19 protein-coding genes and 1 other RNA gene are annotated in these 21,200 nt (G+C 64.8%); 9 read left to right on the top strand and 11 right to left on the bottom strand.

The annotated features are described in order from the left end of the window. Nucleotides 1–17 precede the first annotated feature (17 nt). Entirely contained in the window at nucleotides 18–446 is a 429-nt protein-coding gene (locus QRM89_RS06965) for a helix-turn-helix domain-containing protein (RefSeq protein ID WP_285447627.1), read from the bottom strand. Nucleotides 447–581: 135 nt separating this feature from the next. On the opposite strand from QRM89_RS06965, the gene QRM89_RS06960 reads away from it, so the two are divergent. Beyond that, complete coding sequence (locus tag QRM89_RS06960; RefSeq protein WP_285447626.1) at nucleotides 582–1,469, top strand: SDR family oxidoreductase; 888 nt, start codon at nucleotides 582–584, stop codon at nucleotides 1,467–1,469. 750 nt (nucleotides 1,470–2,219) lie between these two features. Then, the gene (locus QRM89_RS06955) at nucleotides 2,220–3,659 is read left to right on the top strand and encodes an OprO/OprP family phosphate-selective porin (protein WP_014509334.1); all 1,440 of its coding nucleotides are present in this window, start codon (nucleotides 2,220–2,222) and stop codon (nucleotides 3,657–3,659) included. Between the two features lie 181 nt (nucleotides 3,660–3,840). Here QRM89_RS06955 and QRM89_RS06950 read toward each other — a convergent pair. The 5 genes from QRM89_RS06950 to QRM89_RS06930 form a co-directional block, all read right to left on the bottom strand. After that, nucleotides 3,841–3,916, bottom strand: a non-coding RNA gene (locus tag QRM89_RS06950) — sX9 sRNA. Nucleotides 3,917–4,002: 86 nt separating this feature from the next. Further along, entirely contained in the window at nucleotides 4,003–4,428 is a 426-nt protein-coding gene (locus QRM89_RS06945; RefSeq protein ID WP_103700555.1) for a DUF1801 domain-containing protein, read from the bottom strand. 130 nt (nucleotides 4,429–4,558) lie between these two features. After that, nucleotides 4,559–5,557 (bottom strand): NADP-dependent oxidoreductase, encoded by a 999-nt coding sequence (locus QRM89_RS06940; RefSeq protein ID WP_285447625.1) that lies wholly within the window; start codon nucleotides 5,555–5,557, stop codon nucleotides 4,559–4,561. A 58-nt stretch (nucleotides 5,558–5,615) separates the two neighbouring features. Beyond that, a complete protein-coding gene (locus QRM89_RS06935; protein ID WP_285447624.1) occupies nucleotides 5,616–6,479 on the bottom strand; it encodes an oxidoreductase in 864 nt (287 codons plus the stop codon). Nucleotides 6,480–6,642: 163 nt separating this feature from the next. Then, nucleotides 6,643–7,245 carry a TetR/AcrR family transcriptional regulator gene (locus QRM89_RS06930; RefSeq protein ID WP_285447623.1) on the bottom strand — a complete coding sequence of 201 codons (603 nt, stop codon included), beginning with the start codon at nucleotides 7,243–7,245 and terminating at the stop codon, nucleotides 6,643–6,645. Nucleotides 7,246–7,869: 624 nt separating this feature from the next. On the opposite strand from QRM89_RS06930, the gene QRM89_RS06925 reads away from it, so the two are divergent. Then, nucleotides 7,870–8,763: an NAD(P)-dependent alcohol dehydrogenase gene (locus QRM89_RS06925; protein ID WP_285447622.1), complete on the top strand. Its 894-nt coding sequence runs from the start codon at nucleotides 7,870–7,872 to the stop codon at nucleotides 8,761–8,763. Between the two features lies 1 nt (nucleotide 8,764). After that, complete coding sequence (locus QRM89_RS06920) at nucleotides 8,765–9,463, top strand: YafY family protein (protein ID WP_285447621.1); 699 nt, start codon at nucleotides 8,765–8,767, stop codon at nucleotides 9,461–9,463. A 99-nt stretch (nucleotides 9,464–9,562) separates the two neighbouring features. On the opposite strand, the gene QRM89_RS06915 is transcribed toward QRM89_RS06920, so the two are convergent. Continuing rightward, nucleotides 9,563–10,300 (bottom strand): SDR family oxidoreductase, encoded by a 738-nt coding sequence (locus QRM89_RS06915; RefSeq protein ID WP_259176124.1) that lies wholly within the window; start codon nucleotides 10,298–10,300, stop codon nucleotides 9,563–9,565. A 411-nt stretch (nucleotides 10,301–10,711) separates the two neighbouring features. Here QRM89_RS06915 and kdgT point away from each other — a divergent pair, with 411 nt between their 5' ends. Next, nucleotides 10,712–11,686, top strand: a complete 975-nt coding sequence (gene kdgT, locus QRM89_RS06910) for a 2-keto-3-deoxygluconate transporter (RefSeq protein WP_115572076.1) — start codon at nucleotides 10,712–10,714, stop codon at nucleotides 11,684–11,686. 63 nt (nucleotides 11,687–11,749) lie between these two features. Here the strand turns inward: kdgT and QRM89_RS06905 are convergent, their stop codons facing one another. The 3 genes from QRM89_RS06905 to msuE all read right to left on the bottom strand — a co-directional run bounded on the left by QRM89_RS06905 (nucleotide 11,750) and on the right by msuE (nucleotide 14,539). Further along, entirely contained in the window at nucleotides 11,750–12,781 is a 1,032-nt protein-coding gene (locus tag QRM89_RS06905; protein ID WP_228437622.1) for a methionine synthase, read from the bottom strand. Beyond that, complete coding sequence (locus tag QRM89_RS06900) at nucleotides 12,774–13,793, bottom strand: DUF1852 domain-containing protein (RefSeq protein WP_285447620.1); 1,020 nt, start codon at nucleotides 13,791–13,793, stop codon at nucleotides 12,774–12,776. Before QRM89_RS06900 ends, QRM89_RS06905 begins: the two co-directional genes overlap by 8 nt. Nucleotides 13,794–13,945: 152 nt before the next feature. Continuing rightward, the gene (msuE, locus tag QRM89_RS06895) at nucleotides 13,946–14,539 is read right to left on the bottom strand and encodes an FMN reductase (RefSeq protein WP_228419664.1); all 594 of its coding nucleotides are present in this window, start codon (nucleotides 14,537–14,539) and stop codon (nucleotides 13,946–13,948) included. Between the two features lie 97 nt (nucleotides 14,540–14,636). Here msuE and QRM89_RS06890 point away from each other — a divergent pair, with 97 nt between their 5' ends. The 3 genes from QRM89_RS06890 (at nucleotide 14,637) to QRM89_RS06880 (ending at nucleotide 18,762) form a co-directional block, all read left to right on the top strand. Continuing rightward, nucleotides 14,637–15,542 (top strand): LysR family transcriptional regulator, encoded by a 906-nt coding sequence (locus tag QRM89_RS06890; protein WP_115556980.1) that lies wholly within the window; start codon nucleotides 14,637–14,639, stop codon nucleotides 15,540–15,542. A 112-nt stretch (nucleotides 15,543–15,654) separates the two neighbouring features. Continuing rightward, nucleotides 15,655–16,530, top strand: a complete 876-nt coding sequence (locus QRM89_RS06885; protein WP_285447639.1) for a methylenetetrahydrofolate reductase — start codon at nucleotides 15,655–15,657, stop codon at nucleotides 16,528–16,530. 276 nt (nucleotides 16,531–16,806) lie between these two features. Next, nucleotides 16,807–18,762: a choice-of-anchor X domain-containing protein gene (locus QRM89_RS06880; protein ID WP_285447619.1), complete on the top strand. Its 1,956-nt coding sequence runs from the start codon at nucleotides 16,807–16,809 to the stop codon at nucleotides 18,760–18,762. Between the two features lie 614 nt (nucleotides 18,763–19,376). Here the strand turns inward: QRM89_RS06880 and QRM89_RS06875 are convergent. Next, nucleotides 19,377–20,135, bottom strand: a complete 759-nt coding sequence (locus QRM89_RS06875; protein WP_285447638.1) for an SDR family oxidoreductase — start codon at nucleotides 20,133–20,135, stop codon at nucleotides 19,377–19,379. Nucleotides 20,136–20,232: 97 nt separating this feature from the next. On the opposite strand from QRM89_RS06875, the gene QRM89_RS06870 reads away from it, so the two are divergent. Then, nucleotides 20,233–21,150, top strand: coding sequence for an AraC family transcriptional regulator (locus QRM89_RS06870; protein WP_285447618.1), 918 nt, complete (start codon nucleotides 20,233–20,235; stop codon nucleotides 21,148–21,150). Nucleotides 21,151–21,200: the final 50 nt, after the last annotated feature.

Here is a 21,200-nt window from a genome sequence, read left to right as displayed (position 1 = left end):
CGCGGCAACGCGCAGCGTCAGGCGATCGGGTCGTTGGCTTCCATCAGCCCGGCGGTCTGCGCGCGGTCGAAACGCTCACGTGCGGTGCGGATGTCGGCGTGGTGTTCGCCGGCCCAGTTGAGCAGCTGCGAGACCGGGCCAAGCAGCGCCATACCCAGCTTGGCCAACGCATACTCCACGCTTGGCGGCTTGGTCGCGTAGACCTTGCGGGTGATCATGCCGTTGCGCTCGAGGTTGCGCAGGGTCTGGGTGAGCATGCGCTTGGAGATATCCGGCACGGCGCGCTGGATGGCGCTGAAACGGGACGGGCCAGGAATCAGCGTGAGCAGGATCAGCAAGGTCCACTTGTCGCCAATCTGGTCGAGCACATCGCGCACCGGGCACTTGGTGGCGTCGAACGGCCCTTCCAGGGACGGCGGCGGCGGAAACAGGGCAATGGCATTCACAGGGGCATCTCACGGTAACCAGGGGGAGAAAAACTGCCTCCTTGCGGAGGATGGGACGACCCCGACAATAGGCTCGCTGGACTTCCGGTCTAAATACTAGACCAAACCTCTTATCGATACCTGACGGAGCGCATCATGGCACACACCTCCCCCCTGATTCTTGTCACCGGCGCCAGCGGACACCTGGGAGCGCTGATCGTCGATGCGTTGCTTGAGCGTGTGCCTGCCGGCCGCATCGTAGCAACCGCGCGCGAGACCGCGTCACTGTCGGCATTCGCAAAACGCGACATCAGCGTACGTCGCGCCGATTACGCCGACCCGACCTCGCTGGACGCCGCTTTCGCCGGGGTCGGCACGGTCCTGCTGGTGTCTTCCAACGCGGTGGGCGCGCGTGTGGAGCAGCACCGCAACGTGATCGAGGCCGCCAAGCGTGCCGGCGTGGGCCTGCTCGCCTACACCAGCGTGCTGCGTGCGGACACCAGCACGCTTTCGCTGGCCGGCGAGCACGTGACCACCGAAGCACTGCTGCGCGACAGCGGCGTGCCGCACGTGCTGCTGCGTAACGGTTGGTACACCGAAAACTACACCGGCTCGATCGGACCGGAACTGGCGCACGGCGCGGTAATCGGCAGCTCTGGCGATGGCAGGATCAGCGCCGCAACCCGTGCCGACTACGCGGCCGCCGCGGCGGCGGTACTGGCCTCCGCCGAACCGCAGGCCGGACGCATCTACGAGCTGGCAGGCGATCAGGCCTTCAGCATGGCCGACTACGCCGCCGAGCTGGCGCAGCAGGCGGGCAAGCCGGTGGCCTACCACGACATGCCGGAGGCGGACTATGCCGCGGCCCTGGTCCAGGCCGGGCTGCCGGCCGGCTTCGCCCAGGTGCTGGCGCAGTGCTCGGCGTCCGCAAGCGGCGGCAGCCTGTTCGACGACAGCCGCACCTTGAGCAAGCTGATCGGCCGCCCCACCACCCCGCTGCGCGACACCATTGCCGCTGCGTTGGCGGCGCAGCCGGCGGGCTGATCCCCGCACCGTTCGCAGGCAGGTCCTGCGAACGGTGAGTGGGCCCGGCGGAGACCTGTTGCCGCCAACGCAGCCGGAGCGAACGCGCCGGTCACTCGGCCAGAAAGGCGCCAGGCAGGCGGCGCCCAGCTGCCGGCATGACGGCATGCCTGTGCCGTGCGTGTCGCGCCGGCCGATAAGCGAATACAGCTTGGGGCTCTGCCGCGCCCGATGCGGAAGGAACACAACTCTGCTCGCTGCCGATGGCGTGCAGGCTTGGTCGCCCTGGTGTCGTGCGGAGATCCTTGGCTCCGAGACGCAGAACGTCACCACCGAAACAAAGGCCCTGCATCCGATAGGCGCGCGTTACTGGGCGGGCATCCCTGCGTCGTCCGCGCTCCACCGACCACACAGGCGACGCCAAAGCGCTGTACCTCCGCGCCGCCTGGCCGTGGTCACGCATCCCGCAGCGCTAGCCGCATGCGCCATCGCGCCAAGGCAGTGGACGCCCGGCCTGGGCAGGCGCGCACTGCGCCGTGCCGCAGCACTGACATCTGTCGGACATGCAGCTGACACAGTCATCCGTCGGATGGCGCTGCCGATGTCACCAAACTGACATCAAACCTAAATATAACTGCACCCCATCGCTGCTACGGCAGCACTGCGGAGCGCCATGACGGTGCCCGGCATCTGGCCGCACGCGCCCTTCTTGCAGGAGCGCCTGGGCCGGCCACGCCACCGCCGCCCAGTTCCCCTTGCCGAGCCGGATCCATGAAAAAACGCAATCTCGCCACCGTCCTGTGCGCCCTGAGCGCGACCGCCAGCGGCAGCACGCTGGCCGCCGAGCTGGAGCTGTACGTCGACCGCAAGACCAAGCAGATCTTCGCCGAGCCAGCACCCGGGCGCGACAAGCTGGGCAAGTTCGTGCAGGTGGACGAAAACGGCAAGCTGCCGGCGTCCGCCCTGCCCGAAGCGCCCGCGGCACCGGTCCCGGCCACCGCGCCCAGCACCGGCGTGGCCCAGGCAGCGCCGCCCGCTCCAGCGGCCGCGCCCGTGCCGACCGCTGCCAGCGACGCGCCCAAGAAGTGGTACGACAAGTTGAGCCTGCGCGGCTACACCCAGATCCGCTACAACCAGGGCATCGGTGGCGACGCGCAGGACCTGCGTGCGCCCGGCGACCGCTTCATCGGCAATGACCAGAGCCTGGGCATCCGCCGTGCACGCCTGGTGCTCAGCGGCGATCTTAACGAGCACGTGTCGCTGTACTTCCAGCCCGATTTCGCCAGCACCCCGACAGGTTCGACCACCTCCAATTTCGCGCAGCTGCGCGATGCCTACGCCGACATCTTCTTCGACAAGAAGCGCGAATACCGCGTGCGCGTGGGCCAGTCGAAGATGCCCTACGGTTGGGAAAACCTGCAGTCCAGCCAGAACCGCTTGACGCTGGACCGTGCCGACGCACTCAACTCCGGCCTGCGCGACGAACGCGATATCGGCGCGGTGTTCTACTACAGCCCCACCGTGGCCAAGGGACGCTTCCAGGACCTGGTCAAATCCGGGCTGAAGGGCTCGGGCGACTACGGCGTGCTCGGTGCCGGTGTGTACAACGGCCAGGGCGCCAACCGCGCCGAGCGCAACGACGGCATGCATGCGGTGGTGCACGCCACCTACCCGTTCAAGTTCGCCAACGGCCAGTACCTGGAAGTGGGCGCCGATGCCTACGCCGGCAAGTTCGTGCCGACGGCGGCAGCGGTGAACATCGGTGGCCGCAGCTTCACCCCGACCATCACCGAGCCGAACGGCTACACCGATCAACGCGTGGCCGCGCACATCATCTATTACCCGCAGCCGTTTGGCCTGCAGGCCGAGTGGACCGTGGGCCGCGGCCCGGAGCTGGACGTGGCGCAGCGGCGTATCCGCACGCGTTCGTTGAGCGGCGGTTACGTGCAGGCGATGTTCAAGCACGACTTCAACTACGGCACGCTGCTGCCTTACCTCAAGTGGCAGACCTACCGTGGCGGTTCCAAGTTCGATACCAATGCGCCGCGCATGCGCCTGGACGAAGTGGAAGCCGGTGTCGAGTGGCAGCCGATGGATGCGCTGGAACTGGTCTTCGCCTATTCGAAGATGAAGCGCACCGACGTCACCACCGCGCCGTATCCGGTGGTCGAAGGCGATCTGCTGCGGCTGCAGCTGCAGGTCAATTACTGATCAACGTGGCTGCACCACGGCGCATGGGTTGCGCCGTGGTGGTGCGTTGTCAGTCGATTAGCGCGTCATTGCCAGCCTGCGACTGCATGGGGTGGCGCGATGGTTGCCTGCATCGCAGGCTTGAACGCAGCGCGGCTTTACGCAACGGCCGCCTCCTGCAGTCCGCACCGGTGCTTGGAGCGGCTCAAGAAAACGTAGCGAGCAGTCGTCAGGTGGATGCGGACGGCGCGGAGGAACCTGTGTGTACGTAGGTACATGCCGATTCCGAGCACCGGCCGCTCCTGCCTGGCAGCTGCGTAGTCGTTTTGATCGCTGCTCTTAATCACGCTGGCGCCATAGTGCTCTACAGCAAACCAATCCACTGACGGATCACCGCTTGAAAGGTGGCGCGCTCGGCAGCGAGATGGGCAAGGTCACGCACGGTCAGCACCGCGCGGTCCGCGGCCGGCCAGCGCAGCCACTGCGCCGGGTCATCGATCACTAGCCCGCCCGGTGGCAACGCACGCACCTTGGCGCCCCGGTGCAGTACCACTGCGATCCCCGTCTTGGCGCGGAGTTGTAGCGTGGCGAAGTACTCAACCGTGCGAAAGCTCGGCGCATTCCACTTGATGCCTTCGGCAATCGCCGCATCCGCCGACAGCAGTGCGCTGCGCACCGCCACAATCAGGTCCTTGTGCGGGTGGTTGAGCTGCACCAGAAACTGCTCGACGGCCTGCGTTGAATCGGCGGCTGAGGTATGCGCGGTGGAAAAGGTCGAGGTCGCTTGCATGCTGTCCCGCCTGGCCAGAAGGAAGTTGCGTTGCACGGCTGCACTATAGCCTTGCCACAGCGTGTGACAGCGCGCCTGAGTACTGCGCCGTGATGTCGCGCCTGCTCATTACAGCGCGAATGCCGCGCGATTACAGCCGCACCACCACCTTGCCCTTGGCGCGGCCGGTTTCGACATAGGTCACCGCGTCCTGTGCCTGCGCGAACGGATACACCGTATCCACCACCGGCTGCAGCACGCCGCTGTCGAGCAGCGTTGCCAGCGCTCGTAGCTGCGCGCCTTCGGCGCGCATGAACAGGAATGTGTACGCCAGGCCGCGCTGCCTGGCCTGCTGACGGACCTTGCGGCTCAGCAGCCGCATGATGAGCCGCAGCGGCAATGCCAGGCCCAGCTGCTGCGCAAACGCAGGCGTCGGCGGGCCAGAGAGCGACACCAGTGCGCCACCGCGCTTGAGCACCCGCACCGATTTCATCAGCACCGGCGTGTCCAGGCTATGCAACACCACATCGTAATCGCGCACCAGGGTTTCGAAATCCTGCTGCGTGTAGTCGATGACCAGATCGGCGCCGAGGCGCTTGACCAGTTCCACATTGGCCGTGCTGGTGGTTGCGGCGACGAACGCGCCCAGGTGCTTGGCCAGCTGGATCGCGATGGTGCCCACGCCGCCGGAGCCCGCGTGAATCAGCACCTTTTGGCCCGGCTTGAGCGCAGCGGTCTCTACCAACGCCTGCCACGCGGTCAGGCCCACCAGGGGAAACGCGGCGGCTTCTTCCATGCTCAAGCGCGCAGGTTTCTGCGCCACCGCTGCCGCGTCGATCGCCACGAACTCGGCCAACGTGCCGATGCGCCCCGGTTCGGTCTTGGCGAACACCGCATCGCCGACCGCGAACCCGCGCACCGCCGGGCCGACCTGGGTCACCACGCCGGCAACATCGTTGCCCAGGACGAACGGCGGCTTGAACGGCAACATCAGCTTGAAGTCGCCATTGCGCAGCATCAGGTCCAGTGGATTGATGCTGGCCGCGTGTACCTGGATCAGCACATCGTTGGCGCGCACGTGCGGCACTGGCACCTCACCGATCCGCACCGGCCCGCGCTTCTGGTAGCGATCGACAATGACGGCTTTCATCGGTGCACCTCGCACCGGCGTGCATGCAGACGCGTGCTAGTTACGGTGGTGAGGTGGCTCACGAGCGCACGCCCGCGGCCTGCGCGGCATGTGCCGCTGCCGGCACTGCGGCCACCTGGTGCAGCTTGAGGTCCTTGCGCACCGCGTCGCCCACCATCCGGTTCGGCAGCAGGCGGCGCAGGAAGCTCAACTGCCGAGCGACCTTGCCCGCGGTGTAGCGGGCTTTCGGGCGTGCATCTTGCGCCGCGGCGAGCACCACGTCGGCCACCACGCTGGGTGCATCGGCCTTTTGCATGACCTGCGCAATGTGCGCGGCCACATGCGTGCGCACTGCCTGATAGATCTCCATCGGTGTATCGGGCTGCAGCGCGTTGGTGTCGAAGGCCGTCCTGGTGTAGGCCGGCTCGATGACCGACACGCGGATGCCCCAGTCGCGCAGTTCGTGGTCCAGCGACTCCGTATAGCCTTCGATGGCGTGCTTGCTGGCCACATACAGCGCCGCGTACGGGATTGGCACCAGGCCGAGCACCGAGCCGATATTGAGGATGCGCCCACCGCCTTGCTTGCGCATCTGGCCGATCACCGCATTGGTCATACGCACGGTGCCGAAGAAGTTGGTATCGAACACCGATTGCGCCTGCTGGATGGAACTCTCTTCCGCAGCAGACGGCGCCACGCTGAAGCCGGCGTTGTTGACCAGCAAATCCAGCCGGCCTTCCTTGCGCAGGATGGTGTCCACCACTGCGGTCACTGACGCGTCGTCGGTGACATCCAGCGCAAGCATCTGCACGCCGGCCGTTGTGGAGGTACCACCGCGCCGGCTGGTGCCGTAGACCGTGTAGCCGGCGTTGGCCAGACGTGCGGCGGTCGCTTCGCCGATGCCCGAGGAGGCTCCGGTCACAAGTGCAATCTTGCTGTTCATAGGTGCCTCTGTCTCTTGGGTGAGGTGCCGGCCGGTCGGCGCTGGAGGCGCTGCCGTCGCCACGGAATCGGGCTGTCAAGGAAGGAAAAGCGGGTGAGCGATTGCTGCGGAAACCCTATTAAATATTACGAACGTCATATTATTGAGCAAAAACAATTCGGAGCTACTCCACGCCGGCTGCACCGAAGTGCGCCAGCACGGCGTCGCGCATGGCCGCAGACAGCGCAGGGTCGTTCACGGCACGCGCCAGCATCAAGGTGCCTGCCAGCGCACACACCGTGACCAACGCGCGCTCATGCGCCTGCGGCGTTCCCCAGTCCGGGAATTGGCGTGCGGCCAGGTCGATCATCTCCTTGATGCGGCGGGTTGCCGCCTGCCGCACCGCCGGTGCCTGGCGTGGCATTTCCGAGCCTAACGCAGCGATCGGGCAGCCGGATTCGAGGTTATTCAAGTGCCCATCGGAGAGGTACGCCTGCATCAGCGCCACGGCTGCCTGCTCCGGTGGCACGGACGAAGCAATCTGCGCCGAGGTCGCCACGGTCTGCGCGCCGGCGTGGTCCGCGGCCTCGGCCAACAACGCATCGCGCGAGGCGAAATGCGCGTAGAAGCCGCCGTGAGTCAGACCCGCCTCTTTCATGATGTCGGCCACGCCGGTGCCGTCGTAGCCGGTCCGGCGGATGGCACGTGCAGCGACCTCGACAATGCGCGCATGGCTGTCGGCCTTGCGGCCTGACGATGCACGGGAGCGTGGCGAGGTCTTTTTCATGATGGTCATCATACATAAGATCGGCAGCGATGGACGCCGCACCGGCGGCTGTCCGACGAGCGGTAGGCATAGGGGGCCGGGCACCGCCTGCTTTCAGCACCCAGCCGGCACTGCGACAGCGCATACGAGGGAGCGGGAATGGCAGTCGCATGCATCCATGAAGCGATGTCTTACGGTACGCGGCTGTTTGATCGAGCGAATGGTGAGGTCAGGTTCTCGCGGGTATGCGGCGATGTCACGCGGTGCCGGCGACGCCTGTTGCGCATTGAAGGCCTGATGAAAGCATGGTGCCAGAATCTGTCACTACGGCTTTCTACACTGGGCGCCCACTCCAAGGAATGTCCTGGTGACCATCTTCACCCGCTCCCACCCGACCGATCCCGCAGCGTCATGCGCGCGCGATGTCCACGCGCCCGCCCTGATGCCCTCGCCTACGCGCACGCGCTATCGCGCCGGCGGACCTTTCGCCGGTCGCCGAACCGACCCTACTGCCCATCCAGCCAGCCCAGTCGACCAACTGCGCGCACATCTTGTTTGCAAGGTCACATCCGCAGGTGCCGCTGCGACCGGAGTATCGCGCCCATGAAGCGCCTTCAATACAACCGCTACGGTGGCCAGGATGTCATGCAGCTGGCCGACTTCACGCTTGCTGCGCCGGCAAAGGGCCAGGTCGCGGTGAAGGTGAAATACGCCGCGATCAATCCGGTCGACTGGAAGATGCGCAATGGCGTCATGAAGATCGTGACCGGCCGGCAGTTTCCGCGTGCGATGGGCATGGATCTGTCGGGCGTGGTGCTCGCGGTGGGCGAAGGCGTCACCCGCTTCAAGCCGGGCGACGCCGTCTTCGGCCTGGCACGCTTCAAGGAGTGCGGCGCATTGGCCGAGGCGGTGATTACCACCGAAGAGAACCTGGTCAAGAAGCCTGACAACGTTTCCTACGAAAACGCCGCCAGCCTGGGCACGCCCGGGGTCACCGCGTGGAATGGTCTGGTCGACAAGGCTGGCCTGAAAAAAGGCCAGCATGTGTTCGTCAACGGCTGCGCCGGCGCGGTCGGCGAAGCGGCGGTGCAGCTGGCGCAGCGATTGGGTGCAGCCGTGTCCGGGAGTTGTAGCGCAGGCTCGATGGAACGGGCCAGATCGCTGGGCCTGAAACAGGTCTACGATTACAGGGTGACCCGACTGCAAGACATCCGTGAGCGCTTCGATGTGATCCTCGACACCTCGGCCGTCATGAAGGCAGCTGCAGGGTTGGCGCTGCTGCGCGACAAGCGCGGCAGTGTGCTGGATCTGGAACCGGACCTGGGGAAGTTCGTCCGCGCCGTGGTGGATCGCCGCTTCAAGCTGGTGTTCTGCAAACCCTCCGCCGCCATCCTGACCCACCTCGCCAACGCGGCGGCGGCCGGCACCTTCGGCCTGCCAATCGGCGAAATCGTTCCGCTGGACGGTGCCATCGGCTTGATGAATGCCCTTGAATCCGGCCAAAGACGCCCAGGTAAGGGCTTGGTCAGGATGGACTGACATGTCGCGTAGCCAGCGCCTGTTCGATCTGTTGCAAGTGTTGCGTCGACACCGCGGAACGGTGTCCGGTCGCACGCTTGCGCAAGAACTCGGCGTGTCGCTGCGCACAATCCGGCGCGACATTGCGACCTTGCAGGCGACGGGTGCCGATATTGAGGGAGAGGCGGGTGTGGGATACATCCTGAGGCCGGGCTTTGTGCTCCCGCCTCTCGCCTTCACCGAGGAAGAACTCCGCGCGCTGGTCACCGGCGCGCAGTGGGTCAGCCGCCAGAGCGATGAGGCGATGACCCAGGCGGTGCAGAATGCGCTGGCAAAACTCGACGGCGTGATCCCGCAGGAGATGCGCCCGGCGCTGGACGACAGTGCGCTGTATATCAGCCGGGGACACCAACTGGAGTCCATCGTGGACCTTGGCAAGATCCGCAAAGCGCTGCATGCACAACGCAAGCTGCGAATCGGGTACACGAGCACGGCCGGCGTGGTGTCGGAACGCACGATCTGGCCGATCATGCTGGGCCTGGTCGACGCGCGGTGGAAGATTGCCGCGTGGTGCGAAGCATGCGGCGATTTCCGCATCTTCCGCGCAGAGGCCATTGGCACGATCGATTATCTGCAGGAGCAGTATCAGCGCAATCGCCGCCAGCTGGTGAAGCAGTGGCGCGCCAGCGATCGCCATCCCTGCAAGCAGGGCGATTGCTGAGCGCCTGACATTCAGCGGCTATACCGATCGTTACCGCAGCCGAGAGCCGCTGGTGGTGGTTGCACCACGCAACCACCACCAGCGACGTTGCCCAACACCCTAGCGGTGATTCATCCGCGCGAACAGGGCTTCACCCAAACGACGGGTGTCGGCCGAGATCCCGATCAGCACCTCCTCCTTGTCGTCTTCAAGTTGGGTGATCGCCTCGGCGGCAAACTGCTCGGCAGACATCATGTTGCGTGTTGCCGTGCCTGCACTGCGCGTCCCGCCACCCAGCCCGGTATCGACGATTGGCGGGGCGATCTCGATCACGCGGACGGCACTGCCTTTCAACTGGTGACGCAGACTCAGGGTGAAGGAGTGCAGCGCCGCCTTGGTGGCGCAGTACACCGGCACATCGGCCATCGGCGAGAACGCCAGCCCCGAGGTGATGTTGATGATGGCCGCATGCTGTTGCTGCTGCAGCAACGGCAGCAGCTCGGCACTCAGATGGATCGGCGCGGCCAGGTTGATGGCGATCTCCTGATCGAGATTGGCCACAGCATCGGTGCCGGTGAAATCACGATGCTGCTGCACACCGGCGTTGTTGATCAGCACGTTGCAGTGCGGGTGATCTACCCGCAACCAATCCACCAGTGCACGACGACTTGCGGTGTCGGTGATATCGCAGACCTGGGTGATCAGCGCCGGCAGCGTGTCCTTGGCCTGGCGTAACGCAGCGGCGCTACGCCCACAGATGATGACGGTGTTGCCCTGCACCACCAGCGCACGTGCGAGCGCAAAGCCGATGCCGGTGGCACCGCCGGTGATCAAGATGGTGTTTGAGGTGAGATTCATGCGCAATATCCTTCCAGGGTCAGTGGAGGCGCGCCGATGATGGGTCGTGAGAGATCACCGGGCACACCTCGTTCCGGCAAGGCCGGTCTCGGTGTCGCGGATACCCTCAGCGGGAGAGCTTGCCACCCGGATCGGATGGATGACCGGGCTACCATCCGGCCTGCACTCTTTCGACCCCGCAACTGTAGCGAGGCCACGCAGCGCAGACAATTGGGCAGCCCGCAGCGACGAGAGAAGGTTCAGCATCGGCGCTGTGTCGGCAGGCCGGCATGCACCCCGTTCGCACGCGGCCGCATCGGTTCGCGCCGCGCGCAGGTTCCACGCCGGGTGACGCCGCATGCTGTTGTCATGGCCGATTGACGCATGTGCAGACCACGCATGCGCGCATGGCTGCTGGTCCCCGAGGGTTGTATGCGCATCAAAGCCACACTCGAGCGACTGCCTGGCGGCATGATGCTGGTCCCGCTGTTACTGGGGGCGCTCTGCCACACGTTGTGGCCAACTGCCGGCACCACCTTGGGAAGCTTCAGCAACGGCTTGATCAGCGGCACCATCCCGATTCTGGCGGTGTGGTTCTTTTGCATGGGCGCGACCATCCAGTTACGTGCCACCGGTCAGGTCCTGCGCAAGTCCGGCACGCTGGTGCTGACCAAGACCGGCGTGGCATGGCTGGTGGCGGTGCTGTGTCAACCGCTGCTGCCGCCCGCCGGCCTGCCCAGCGGCCCGCTGGCAGGATTGTCGGTGCTAGCGTTGGTGGCGGCCATGGACATGACCAACGGCGGCTTGTATGCCTCGTTGATGCAGCAATACGGCAGCCGCGAGGAAGCCGGTGCGGTGGTGCTGATGTCGCTGGAATCGGGCCCCTTGGTGACCATGCTGATCCTGGGCGCCAGCGGTGCCGCCTCGTTCGAGCCGCGTCTGTTCCTCGGTGCCGTACTGCCGTTGCTGGCAGGCCTTGCGCTTGGGAATCTCGACGCGGAGCTACGGCAGTTCTTCGCGCAAGCCACGCACACACTGGTGCCGTTCTTCGGCTTCGCACTCGGCAACACGCTGGACCTGACCACGATCGCCACCACCGGCGTGCATGGCGTGCTGCTGGGCATGGCAGTAGTGGTCATCACCGGCGTGCCACTGATCCTGGCCGACCGCCTGATCGGCGGCGGCAATGGCACCGCCGGTCTGGCCGCCTCCAGCACTGCCGGTGCGGCGGTGGCCACACCAGCATTGATCGCAGCGATGGCGCCGCAGTTCGCAGCGGCCGCACCGGCCGCCACCGCATTGGTGGCCAGCGCGGTGATCGTCACCGCGTTGCTGGTGCCGCTGCTCACCGCCTGTTATTGGCGCCTGCTCAAACGAACCGCAGCGGCGGCGGCCTCACCGGGCTGAAGGCCATACGGAACGCGCCGCCCTCACCTCCTTCGCCAGGCGATCTACACAAGCACCAGTGCGCTACTGAGCTGACAATTCACCACGAATGATGTCTGCACCCGCACTGAGGGCGCTGAGTTTGCCGCGTGCGACGTGCCGGGCGAGCGGCGCCATGCCGCAGTTGGTGGACGGGTAGAGCTTGTCGGCATCCACAAACCGCAGCGCCTTGCGCAGCGTGTCGGCCACCTCTTGCGGTGTTTCGATCGTGTTGCTTGCCACGTCGATGGCGCCGACCATGACCTTCTTGCCGCGCACCAGTTCGATCAGATCGATCGGCACATGCGAGTTGTGGCACTCCAGCGAGACGATGTCGATTGTGGATGCCTGCAGCTTGGGAAACGACTCTTCGTATTGACGCCACTCCGAGCCCAGCGTCTGCTTCCAATCGGTATTGGCCTTGATGCCGTAGCCATAGCAGATGTGGACGGCGGTCTCGCACTTAAGCCCTTCGATCGCGCGTTCAAGCGTGGCAACGCCCCAGTCGTTGACTTCATCGAAGAAGACATTGAAGGCCGGCTCGTCGAACTGGATGATATCCACGCCGGCCGCTTCGAGTTCTTTGGCTTCCTGATTGAGGATCTTTGCAAATTCCCAGGCCAGCTTTTCGCGGCTTTTGTAGTGCGCATCAAAGAGCGTGTCGATCATCGTCATGGGGCCGGGCAGCGCCCATTTGATCGGCTGCCGGGTTTGCTGGCGCAAGAACTTGGCATCGTCCACGAAGACGGGCTTGGGCCGGCTCACCGCGCCAACAACGGTCGGGACGCTGGCGTCATAGCGATTGCGAATGCGTACGGTCTCGCGCTTTTCGAAATCGACGCCGCTGAGGTGTTCGATGAAGGTGGTGACGAAATGCTGGCGGGTCTGTTCACCGTCGCTGACGATATCGATGCCGGCGTGCTGCTGTTCCTGCAGCGACAGGCGCAGCGCGTCCTGCTTGCCTTCGGTCAGCTCCTCGTCCTGCAGCTTCCAGGGCGACCAGAGTTTCTCGGGCTGAGCGAGCCAGGACGGCTTGGGCAAACTACCGGCGGTGGAGGTGGGGAGCAGCTTATTCATGATGGGCGACGTCTTGCGTTGGTGTTGACGAGAAAGCGTGGCTGGAGGCCCACTGCTCAAGAATGTCCCCGTAGGGCTTGATGAAATGCTCCTGGGTGAATTTGCCCTGCGTCACCGCGAGCTGGCTGCGCTCTTGCCGGTCGTAGACGATCTGGGTCGCGGAGTAATCCTGATGCTTCAGGCTCGGCTGGTAGATGGTCCCCGCGGCGGAATTGGCGTTGTAGATTTCCGGCCGGTAGATCTTCTGGAATGTTTCCATGGTGCTGATGGTGCCGATCAGCTCCAGATTGGTGTAGTCGTTCAGCAGGTCGCCGAGGAAGTAAAACGCCAAGGGAGCGACACTGTTCGGCGGCATGAAATAACGCACCTGCAGGCCCATTTTTTCGAAGTATTGATCTGTCAACGAAAATGCGTCCTGCCTGTATTCAATGCCCAGGATGGGGTGCCGGTTTCCGGTGCGGTGATAAACCTTGCTGCTGGAGACGCTGATGCAGATGACCGGCGGCTTGGCGAACCGCGCCGTGTAGGTATCCGAGTTCACGAACTGCTTGAACAGCGTGCCATGCAGGCTGCCGAACCCCTCCGGCAGGCTGAAGCTGGATGTGTCCTGATTGTGCGCTGGCAGCAGCACGCTGAAATCGTAGTCGCGCACATAGGAGGAAAAATTATTCCCTGCGATGCCATCGATACGCGCGCCAGTTGTTTGATCGAGGATGCTGGGCTGCAATATCTCGATCAACGGGAATGCATCGCCTGTGTCGCGCTCACCGATCTTCATCTCGACAGAGATGATGTCGAGTTCGACAGCGTAGCGGTCACGCGTGGGGTTATCCCAATGCGCCAGGTCGTTGAAGCGGTTGTTGATCATCGCCAGCGTGTTGCGCAAATTCTCCTGGCGACGCTGCCCTCTGGCCAGGTTGGCAAAGTTCGTCGTGTTGCGCGTATTGGCCGCGGGACGGTAGTCCTCATCGAAGCGGAGGCTCTTGATGGTGAAGGTCAATTCTTGAGTCATTGCACACTGACGCCTTGTTCTCGAAATCAATACGAAACGCCGTTTTCAGCGCAGCGGTTGATGCTGGCTGGATGGAGGCCGGGACGCCGGATCGGCAAGCGATTCGCCAACGGACCCGGTGGCACGCCAGGCGCCCGTGGGCGGGACGGCTCTCAGGCTGCGGCCACGTTTTCTTTTGCGATGGCGCTAGCCTGCCGCGTCACTGCGATCAGCGGCAATGCCCGCTGCACCGCCAGCCTGGCGCGTTCGGCCAGGGCCTCGTTGTGTACGCGATAGTCCAGAAAATCTCGGTCGGTTGCGTAGACGCCCAGCGGCAACGTGCGTGCCTGGAAGAAACTGAAAAGCGGCCGCAGCTGGTGGTCGATCACCAACGCATGCCGCTCGCTGCCACCGGTGGCCGCTAACAGGACGGGCGTGTCGATCAAGGCATCTTGATGGACGAAGTCGAAGAAGTGCTTGAACAGCCCGGTGAAAGACCCGCGATACACTGGTGTAGTCACCACCAGCACGTCGGCCTGCTCCACCGCGACCAGTTCCTGCTCCACCGTTGCGGGCAGCTGGGAGCGCCAGAGCGCACCCGCGAACTGCGGTGCCAATGCCCCGAGTTCCACCAGATGCTGCTCGCATGGCACCTGCGCGGCGATCAATGCCAGCAGGTGCTCGGCCAGAGCGGCCGCCTTGGAGGGGCGTTGCATCCCGCCGGACACCGCAACGATGCGGAGTGGGTGTGGCACGTTGACAGTCATGCAGATGGCCTTAAAACGACGAACCCCGATGCTAGGGCTCGCATTCGATGAAGTAAAATGGTGTTATTTCAACAATCCATGAATTCGGATCATCTGAATGCTTGAGCGCATCCATCTCTCCATCGTCCAGCAGGTCGAGCAGCAGGGCTCGCTGACGGCCGCCGCAGGCGTGTTGAACCTGACCCAGTCGGCGCTGAGCCACAGCATGAAAAAGCTGGAGCAGCAGCTGGGCACCGATGTCTGGCTGCGCGAGGGGCGCAGCTTGCGGCTGACCCAGGCTGGCCAATATTTGTTGGCGGTGGCCAACCGGGTGCTGCCGCAACTGGACCTGGCCGAAGAACGCCTCGGGCAGTTTGCGCAGGGCGAACGCGGTGCGCTGCGCATCGGCATGGAATGCCATCCCTGCTACCAGTGGCTGCTCAAACTGGTGGCGCCCTATCTGGCCACGTGGCCGGATGTGGATGTGGACGTCAAACAAAAGTTCCAGTTCGGCGGCATTGGCGCCCTGTTCGGCTACGAGATCGATCTGTTGGTCACACCCGACCCGCTGTACAAGCCAGGGCTGACGTTCGAGCCGGTGTTCGACTACGAGCAGGTGCTTGTGGTGGCCAGCGGTCATGCGCTGGCGTCGGCGGCCTACGTCACGCCGCCGCAGCTGACACGCGAGGTGCTCATCAGCTATCCGGTGGATCTGGAGCGGTTGGATATCTATAGCCAGTTCCTGCTGCCGGCCGGTGTCACGCCCAGGCGCCACAAAGCCATCGAAACCACCGACATCATGATGCAGATGGTGGCCAGTGGCCGCGGCGTGGCCGCCATGCCGCGCTGGCTGGTGGAGGAATATGCCGCCAGGATGGACGTGGTACCGGTTCGGCTGGGTGCACGCGGCATCGCCAAGCAAATTTTTCTGGGGGCGCGCGAGGCCGATATCGCCATCGACTATCTGCGCGCCTTTATCGAACTGGCACGCCAGCCTGGCAATGGCAGCGCCACTGCGCCGTGACTCCACCGACGGACACCACCGCACAGGCGCGCGTATTGCATGGCCGCCTTCCCGCACGATCAACGCTGATGTGCGCGAGCCAATCACTCACCACCGCAGGACGGTGCCGCCGTTGATGTCCCGGGATCCACCTAGCCGCGCCGCCACCATCGCCGATGCCTATTCGTTGGAGGTCGGCGCACACGACATGGCGGCACTGACTGCAGCAGCGCCGCAGATCATGCGTGGCTCAAGCATGTTCATTCCCTACCTGCCCAGCCAGAATGACGAGGCGCGACTGGCCGCCGCACAGAGGGTGCGCGCGCTCGGCTTCGCGCCCATGCCGCACCTGTCCGCGCGGCGCATCGCCTCGCTGGACGCGCTACAGGCGTTCGTCAAGCGCGCCGTCGAGGACGCCGGCGTTGAACGCTGCCTGGTGATCGCCGGTGACGTGCCGTCTGCGGTTGGGCCGTTTTCCGATAGCGTGTCGCTGATCGAGACAGGCGTGTTTGAGCGCTCCGGCATCAAGACCATCGGCGTGGCCGGACACCCGGAAGGGCACCCAAGCATGCCTGCAAGCGCGCAGTGGGACGTGCTTGAACGCAAGTGCCGCAGCATCGCCGAGCGCGGCATGGCGCCACTGATCGTCACCCAATTCGCGTTCGATGCCGACACTGTGCTGACGTGGTTGGACGCGCTGCGCGCGCGTGGCATTGCCCATCCCGTGCGTGTGGGCGTGCCAGGTCCTGCGGGCGTCGCAGTGCTCGCACGCTATGCCGCACGGTGCGGTGTTGGCGCGTGTGCATCGATGCTCTCCAAGTACGGCATCTCGCTCGGCAAGCTGTTCGGGACTGCGGGGCCGGATCGCTTTGTGGATCGCCTCACCGCCGGACTCAGCAAAGCGCATGGAGATGTCAGCCTGCACTTCTATCCATTTGGCGGCATCGCACAGTCTGTCGCGTGGGTTGAGCAGTACCGCTCCCGCAGCGCGCGTCCCTTGGCGGACTGACACCCGCCAAGTTTCGGGGTTCGCCATCAACCGCAGACCTCTGGTTTTCTGCGGTCTGCCGGTGCGAAGAATCGGCACGTCCACGACCTGGATCACACTCTGTACTATTTATTTCGGCAGGGTTGTTTGTTGCGCGTGAGGTGTTGCAGCGCACAGCAGAGCTGTCATGCGTGCGGGGTATAACCGACTCCGAGTCGCAGCGGGGGGGCGCTGCATCCGATGCCGCTGTGTTCGATCGCAGCGCATCACTTTGCAACTCCAAGGAGCGCTGTTGCCATGCATACGCCGTCGCTGTTGTCGTTGTCGTGCGCCCTCTCGCTCATCGCCGCGCCCCTGGGCGCGGCCGAGCTACAGCCCAAACAATTGGCCGGCCCGCCAGAAGAGTTCGCGCAGATGCGCGCGCCCGATCCGGCGGAATCGGCCATCCTTTCGAAAAGCGCATTACTGCCGGTGGAGCTTGCACCGGCCGGTGCCAGTGCACGCTGGCAGGGCAACCTGCCGGTGGAAAACGGCCACCTGCGTTTCATGGTGCTGGCCGGTGACCAGCAGTGGGACGCGGCCGTGGCCGCACCGCGCGTTGCCGGCGCGCGCGCCGCAGCAGCGCCGCAGCTGCAAGCACAACGCACACAGCTCGGCAGTGCCGACAGCGGCACCAGCGGCATGCGCTATGCAGTGGACGCTGCGCAGAACGGCGCGTGGTCGCTGACGCTGCAATCGGCCTCGCCCACGGCGCAACGTGGCTATGTGTTGATGGAAGGCGACCCGCGCACGCAGCTGGCCTCCTATCCACGGCATCGTCACCAGCAGGTGGGTCAGTCGCTGACACTCAACGCGCTGCTCAGCGGCAGCGATGCACAAGGCGCGAGCTTGCTGGCCGGCCAGGCCGGGCAGATCGATCAGGCCAGCCTGCGCGTGCTCGATCCACAGGGCACGGCACGCACGTTTGCGATGGCCGATGACGGCAAGCACGACGACGGCGCTGCCGGCGATGGCGTGTATGGCGGCAGCTTTCAGCCGACCAGTGCCGGCACCTGGATCGCACAGGTGATCGTGCATGGCCGCGACCAGGCCGGGCAGCCGTTCGTGCGCACCAGCGAGCACGTGTTACCCGTGCTGGACACCTCTGTGCGCCTGCTCGGCACCGCGCTCAGCGCGCGCGCGGCGGACGGCACGCGCCTGAGTATCGGGCTGCCGATCGCCGCGCGCGGGCAGGCGCCCACGCATTACCGCGTGTTCGGTCAGGTGTGGGGTACCGATGCCAAGGGCAAGCTGATTCCGGTGGCCTGGATCGGCGGCATGCTCACACCGCAGCAAGGCCAGCTGCCGTTGAGCCTGGACGAGCGCTGGGTGGCGCGTGCCGGTGCGCGTGCGCCTTTCACGCTGCGCGGCCTGCGCATCGAGGACCCGGACCATTACATCCCGCTGGCACAGGCCGACACGCTGCCGTTGCAACTGCCTGCACTGCGCCGGGCGAGTATTGCGCGCACCACGGCCGGCATCGATGAAAGCATGCGCATGGGGCCACGCCCGCGCACGCTGGCCACTGCCAGTGCACTGGCGCAACCGCAGGCGGCCGGATCGCGGCTGGTGCTGGTGCATGGGTACTGCTCCAACGGCGTGTGGCCGGAAGCGCAGTTCAGCAACGCCTCGTCGTTTATCGATGCCAAGCAGAACCGCAGCAACGATCAGTTCGCGCAACGCTTGGCGCAGTTCGCCAGCCAATGGTCCTCGTTCGCCACGGTGGCGCACAGCCAGGGCGGCATGGCGGCATTGCATCTATACACCTACTACTGGAGCGGGCTGGATAACGCTGCCGGTGGGCGCGTGATGCAGTCGGTAGGCACGCCGTACCAGGGCACCAACCTCTCCGGCATTCTGGCTGCGGTGGGTTCGTGGTTCGGCGTCGGGTGCGGCAGCAACACCGACCTCACCTACGACGGCGCCAAGGCCTGGCTGGCCGGCATTCCCGCCGATGCGCGCGCCAAGGTCAACTACTACACAACCTCGTTCGCCAAAACCAACTGGTACACCAACGACTACTGCAACGCCGCCTCGGACCTGGTCTTGAACGACCCCGAAGACGGCACCGTGGAGCAGGCCAACGCGCAGCTGCCGGGCGGCGTAAACAGGGGGCACACCACCGGGCAATGCCACACCACCGGCATGCGCGACCCGGCGCAATACCTGGACGCCAGCCGCAACGCGGTGATGAACGCCAACGCGGCGAAGTGATGCGGGTTTAGCGGTGTGCACCGCGATGGCCGGCGTTTGCGTCGGCCATCGCAACATGTGTGGGACCACGTAGCGTGTTGCGTGCAGTCAGTTTTCTCTTGCTTAGGCGGGGCCCACACAACGCCTGCGTTCACCACTCTTGGTTGCCTTGAGAGGTGATTGAACGGTGTGGATTGGTTGGTTTTTTTAGAGCGAATGATCTGCGGGTTTGCTGCAGGGCCCTTGCCCGCTCACCATCGCGGGACACGCTGCAAGTACGTCCTTGTAAGCTCTTACGCGGCATCCATGCCGCGTAAGGTCCCGCGACGGTGAGCGGGCAAGGACCAGTCGCGGGTGTCGGTGCGCATGGTGCTAGAAGCGCACGCCGTTCTTCTGATTCGCTCTCTTGTAGTTGTGACCCATACGGCAAACCAATGTAATTAGCGATGGCCCGCTGTTACCTCGCTGCGGATCACCTTTTTTGGTGCGGTGCCCTCACTCTTGCGGGACCGTCTGGTGGCATGAATACCTTCACCGAGCCCTCCATAACTGGATTCACGGCGTGTCGCGCGATCAGCTAGGCACCGCGCTAGGCCGATTCAGCGTCTGATTTCCGCATGCCGTCGAGAGATGTATTAGCCACGCTCGGCAGCTTCGGCAGCCCACAGTTCTGCATCTGCGCCTGCCGGAATAAACATCGGCGCAGCCGGGTCGGTGGCTGCGCGCCAGATGGCCCGCGCGACGTCGATCGACTGCGTTCCGGGGCCAGCGGATGCGCTCATGCGCGCCAGCGTTTGTTGCATAAACGCACCATAGATCTCGTCATCAGCACCGCGTAGACCCGCGCGGGCGGTGGCACGAAAGTCCGTCTCCCCGCACGAGCCCGGCGAGACGACCCGCACGCGGATACCGAACGCCTCCAGCTCGGCGGCCAGCGATTCACTCAGCGCATTCACCGCCGCCTTCGCTGCACGGTAAGCGCCGATCAGCGGAAGTGGCTTGAGCGTTGCGCTCGACGACACATTGACGATGACCCCGGCGCGGCGCGCGCGCATCTGCGGCAAGACCGCCTGCGTAACAGCCAGCGTGCCAAAGGTGTTGGTTTCGAACAGGTCGCGTACCGCCTGCAGGCTTGCCAGTTCCAGCGGTGCGGGCGCACCGAAGCCTGCGTTGTTGACGAGCGTGTCCACCGTGCCGGCCGCAGCAATCGCGGCCTGGATGCTCGCGGGGTCAGTGACGTCGAGCTGCAGCACCTTCAATCTTGGCGATGCAGGAAACAGGTCCTCACGTGGAGTGCGCATGGTGGCAACCACGTTCCAGTCGCGTTCGAGAAAGTAATGTGCGGTTGCCAGGCCAAAGCCCGACGAACAGCCGGTGATGAGTACGGTTTGCATGAGGCGCCCTCGGTGACGGTGTGAGGGATCTACGTTAGGCTGCCCAGGTCGCACTTTCGATATTCCAAAGTGCTTAATCCATTAGCGAGAGTCCAATATGCTCGACCCGCTTGCTGAGGTCGTCCTCCTGCTGAGGCCGGCACCAGGGTTCTCCAAACTTGTCCTTGGCGCTGGTGTGTGGTCGGCGTACCGCTCCGATGCGCCCGGCCCGTTTTACTGCGCGGTGATCGAGGGAAAGTGCCGGCTGGCGCTTGAAGATGGCCAGGCGCATGTGCTGGAAGCAGGCGACTTTGTGCTGGCACCCGCCATGCTTGCTGTCACGCTCTCCAGCGCGCAGGCGTCGACCGGGCAGGCCCACACCGTGCCGACCCAGACGGACGATGGCAGCTTCCGCATCGGCGCGCAGGACGGCCCGGCGGATGTTCGCATCGTGATTGGACATTGCAGCTTCGGCTCGCCGGATGCGGCGCTGCTGGTGTCGCTGCTGCCCCGGCTGGTGCATGTGCGCGGTGAGCCGCGGCTCACCATGTTGGTGAATCTGGTTGGTGAGGAGGCGCGCACAAACCGGCCCGCCCGTGCGGTGGTGCTTGCACGACTGTTGGAAGTGCTGTTGATCGAAGCATTACGCTCGCTGACGGCGAGCGACACCACGCCGGGACTGGTGCGGGCGTTATCCGATGCGCGCCTGGCGGCGGCGCTGCGCGCCCTGCACGGCGCACCGGCGCATGCCTGGACGATCGACGCATTGGCCAAGGAAGCGGCGCTGTCGAGATCATCGTTCTTTGCGCGCTTCAACCGTGCGATGGGTGTGACGCCGATGGAGTATCTGCTGGCATGGCGCATGGCGCTGGCAAAGACGCTGCTGTCAGAACAGGGGCATGGCGTGGCGCAGGCGGCGCAGCGGGTGGGCTATGGCTCGGCCAGTAGTTTCAGCGTTGCCTTCACTCGCCACACTGGCAGCCCACCATCGCAGTACGCCCGCGTGCGCACTGCAACCTCGTTAGATGCTGTGTAACGGCGCCCAATGCCGTCAGGCCCGAGCGCGCGGTGATGCGCCTGCAGCTG

The organism is Xanthomonas sp. LMC-A-07, assembly GCF_030208825.1.
Lineage (GTDB): Bacteria > Pseudomonadota > Gammaproteobacteria > Xanthomonadales > Xanthomonadaceae > Xanthomonas > Xanthomonas campestris.
This window is presented reverse-complemented; position numbering and strand designations above follow the sequence as displayed.

What these genes read in the sequence shown, in the direction of transcription:
- QRM89_RS06900 (WP_285447620.1), bottom strand. Translation starts at nt 13,793, where the DNA reads ATGACTCAAGAATTGACCTTCACCATCAAGAGCCTCCGCTTCGATGAG.
- QRM89_RS06930 (WP_285447623.1), bottom strand. Translation starts at nt 7,245, where the DNA reads ATGAAAAAGACCTCGCCACGCTCCCGTGCATCGTCAGGCCGCAAGGCC.
- QRM89_RS06920 (WP_285447621.1), top strand. Translation starts at nt 8,765, where the DNA reads ATGTCGCGTAGCCAGCGCCTGTTCGATCTGTTGCAAGTGTTGCGTCGA.
- QRM89_RS06875 (WP_285447638.1), bottom strand. Translation starts at nt 20,135, where the DNA reads ATGCAAACCGTACTCATCACCGGCTGTTCGTCGGGCTTTGGCCTGGCA.
- QRM89_RS06870 (WP_285447618.1), top strand. Translation starts at nt 20,233, where the DNA reads ATGCTCGACCCGCTTGCTGAGGTCGTCCTCCTGCTGAGGCCGGCACCA.
- kdgT (WP_115572076.1), top strand. Translation starts at nt 10,712, where the DNA reads ATGCGCATCAAAGCCACACTCGAGCGACTGCCTGGCGGCATGATGCTG.
- QRM89_RS06915 (WP_259176124.1), bottom strand. Translation starts at nt 10,300, where the DNA reads ATGAATCTCACCTCAAACACCATCTTGATCACCGGCGGTGCCACCGGC.
- QRM89_RS06905 (WP_228437622.1), bottom strand. Translation starts at nt 12,781, where the DNA reads ATGAATAAGCTGCTCCCCACCTCCACCGCCGGTAGTTTGCCCAAGCCG.
- QRM89_RS06955 (WP_014509334.1), top strand. Translation starts at nt 2,220, where the DNA reads ATGAAAAAACGCAATCTCGCCACCGTCCTGTGCGCCCTGAGCGCGACC.
- QRM89_RS06890 (WP_115556980.1), top strand. Translation starts at nt 14,637, where the DNA reads ATGCTTGAGCGCATCCATCTCTCCATCGTCCAGCAGGTCGAGCAGCAG.
- QRM89_RS06880 (WP_285447619.1), top strand. Translation starts at nt 16,807, where the DNA reads ATGCATACGCCGTCGCTGTTGTCGTTGTCGTGCGCCCTCTCGCTCATC.
- QRM89_RS06935 (WP_285447624.1), bottom strand. Translation starts at nt 6,479, where the DNA reads ATGAACAGCAAGATTGCACTTGTGACCGGAGCCTCCTCGGGCATCGGC.
- QRM89_RS06925 (WP_285447622.1), top strand. Translation starts at nt 7,870, where the DNA reads ATGCAGCTGGCCGACTTCACGCTTGCTGCGCCGGCAAAGGGCCAGGTC.
- QRM89_RS06940 (WP_285447625.1), bottom strand. Translation starts at nt 5,557, where the DNA reads ATGAAAGCCGTCATTGTCGATCGCTACCAGAAGCGCGGGCCGGTGCGG.
- QRM89_RS06960 (WP_285447626.1), top strand. Translation starts at nt 582, where the DNA reads ATGGCACACACCTCCCCCCTGATTCTTGTCACCGGCGCCAGCGGACAC.
- QRM89_RS06945 (WP_103700555.1), bottom strand. Translation starts at nt 4,428, where the DNA reads ATGCAAGCGACCTCGACCTTTTCCACCGCGCATACCTCAGCCGCCGAT.
- msuE (WP_228419664.1), bottom strand. Translation starts at nt 14,539, where the DNA reads ATGACTGTCAACGTGCCACACCCACTCCGCATCGTTGCGGTGTCCGGC.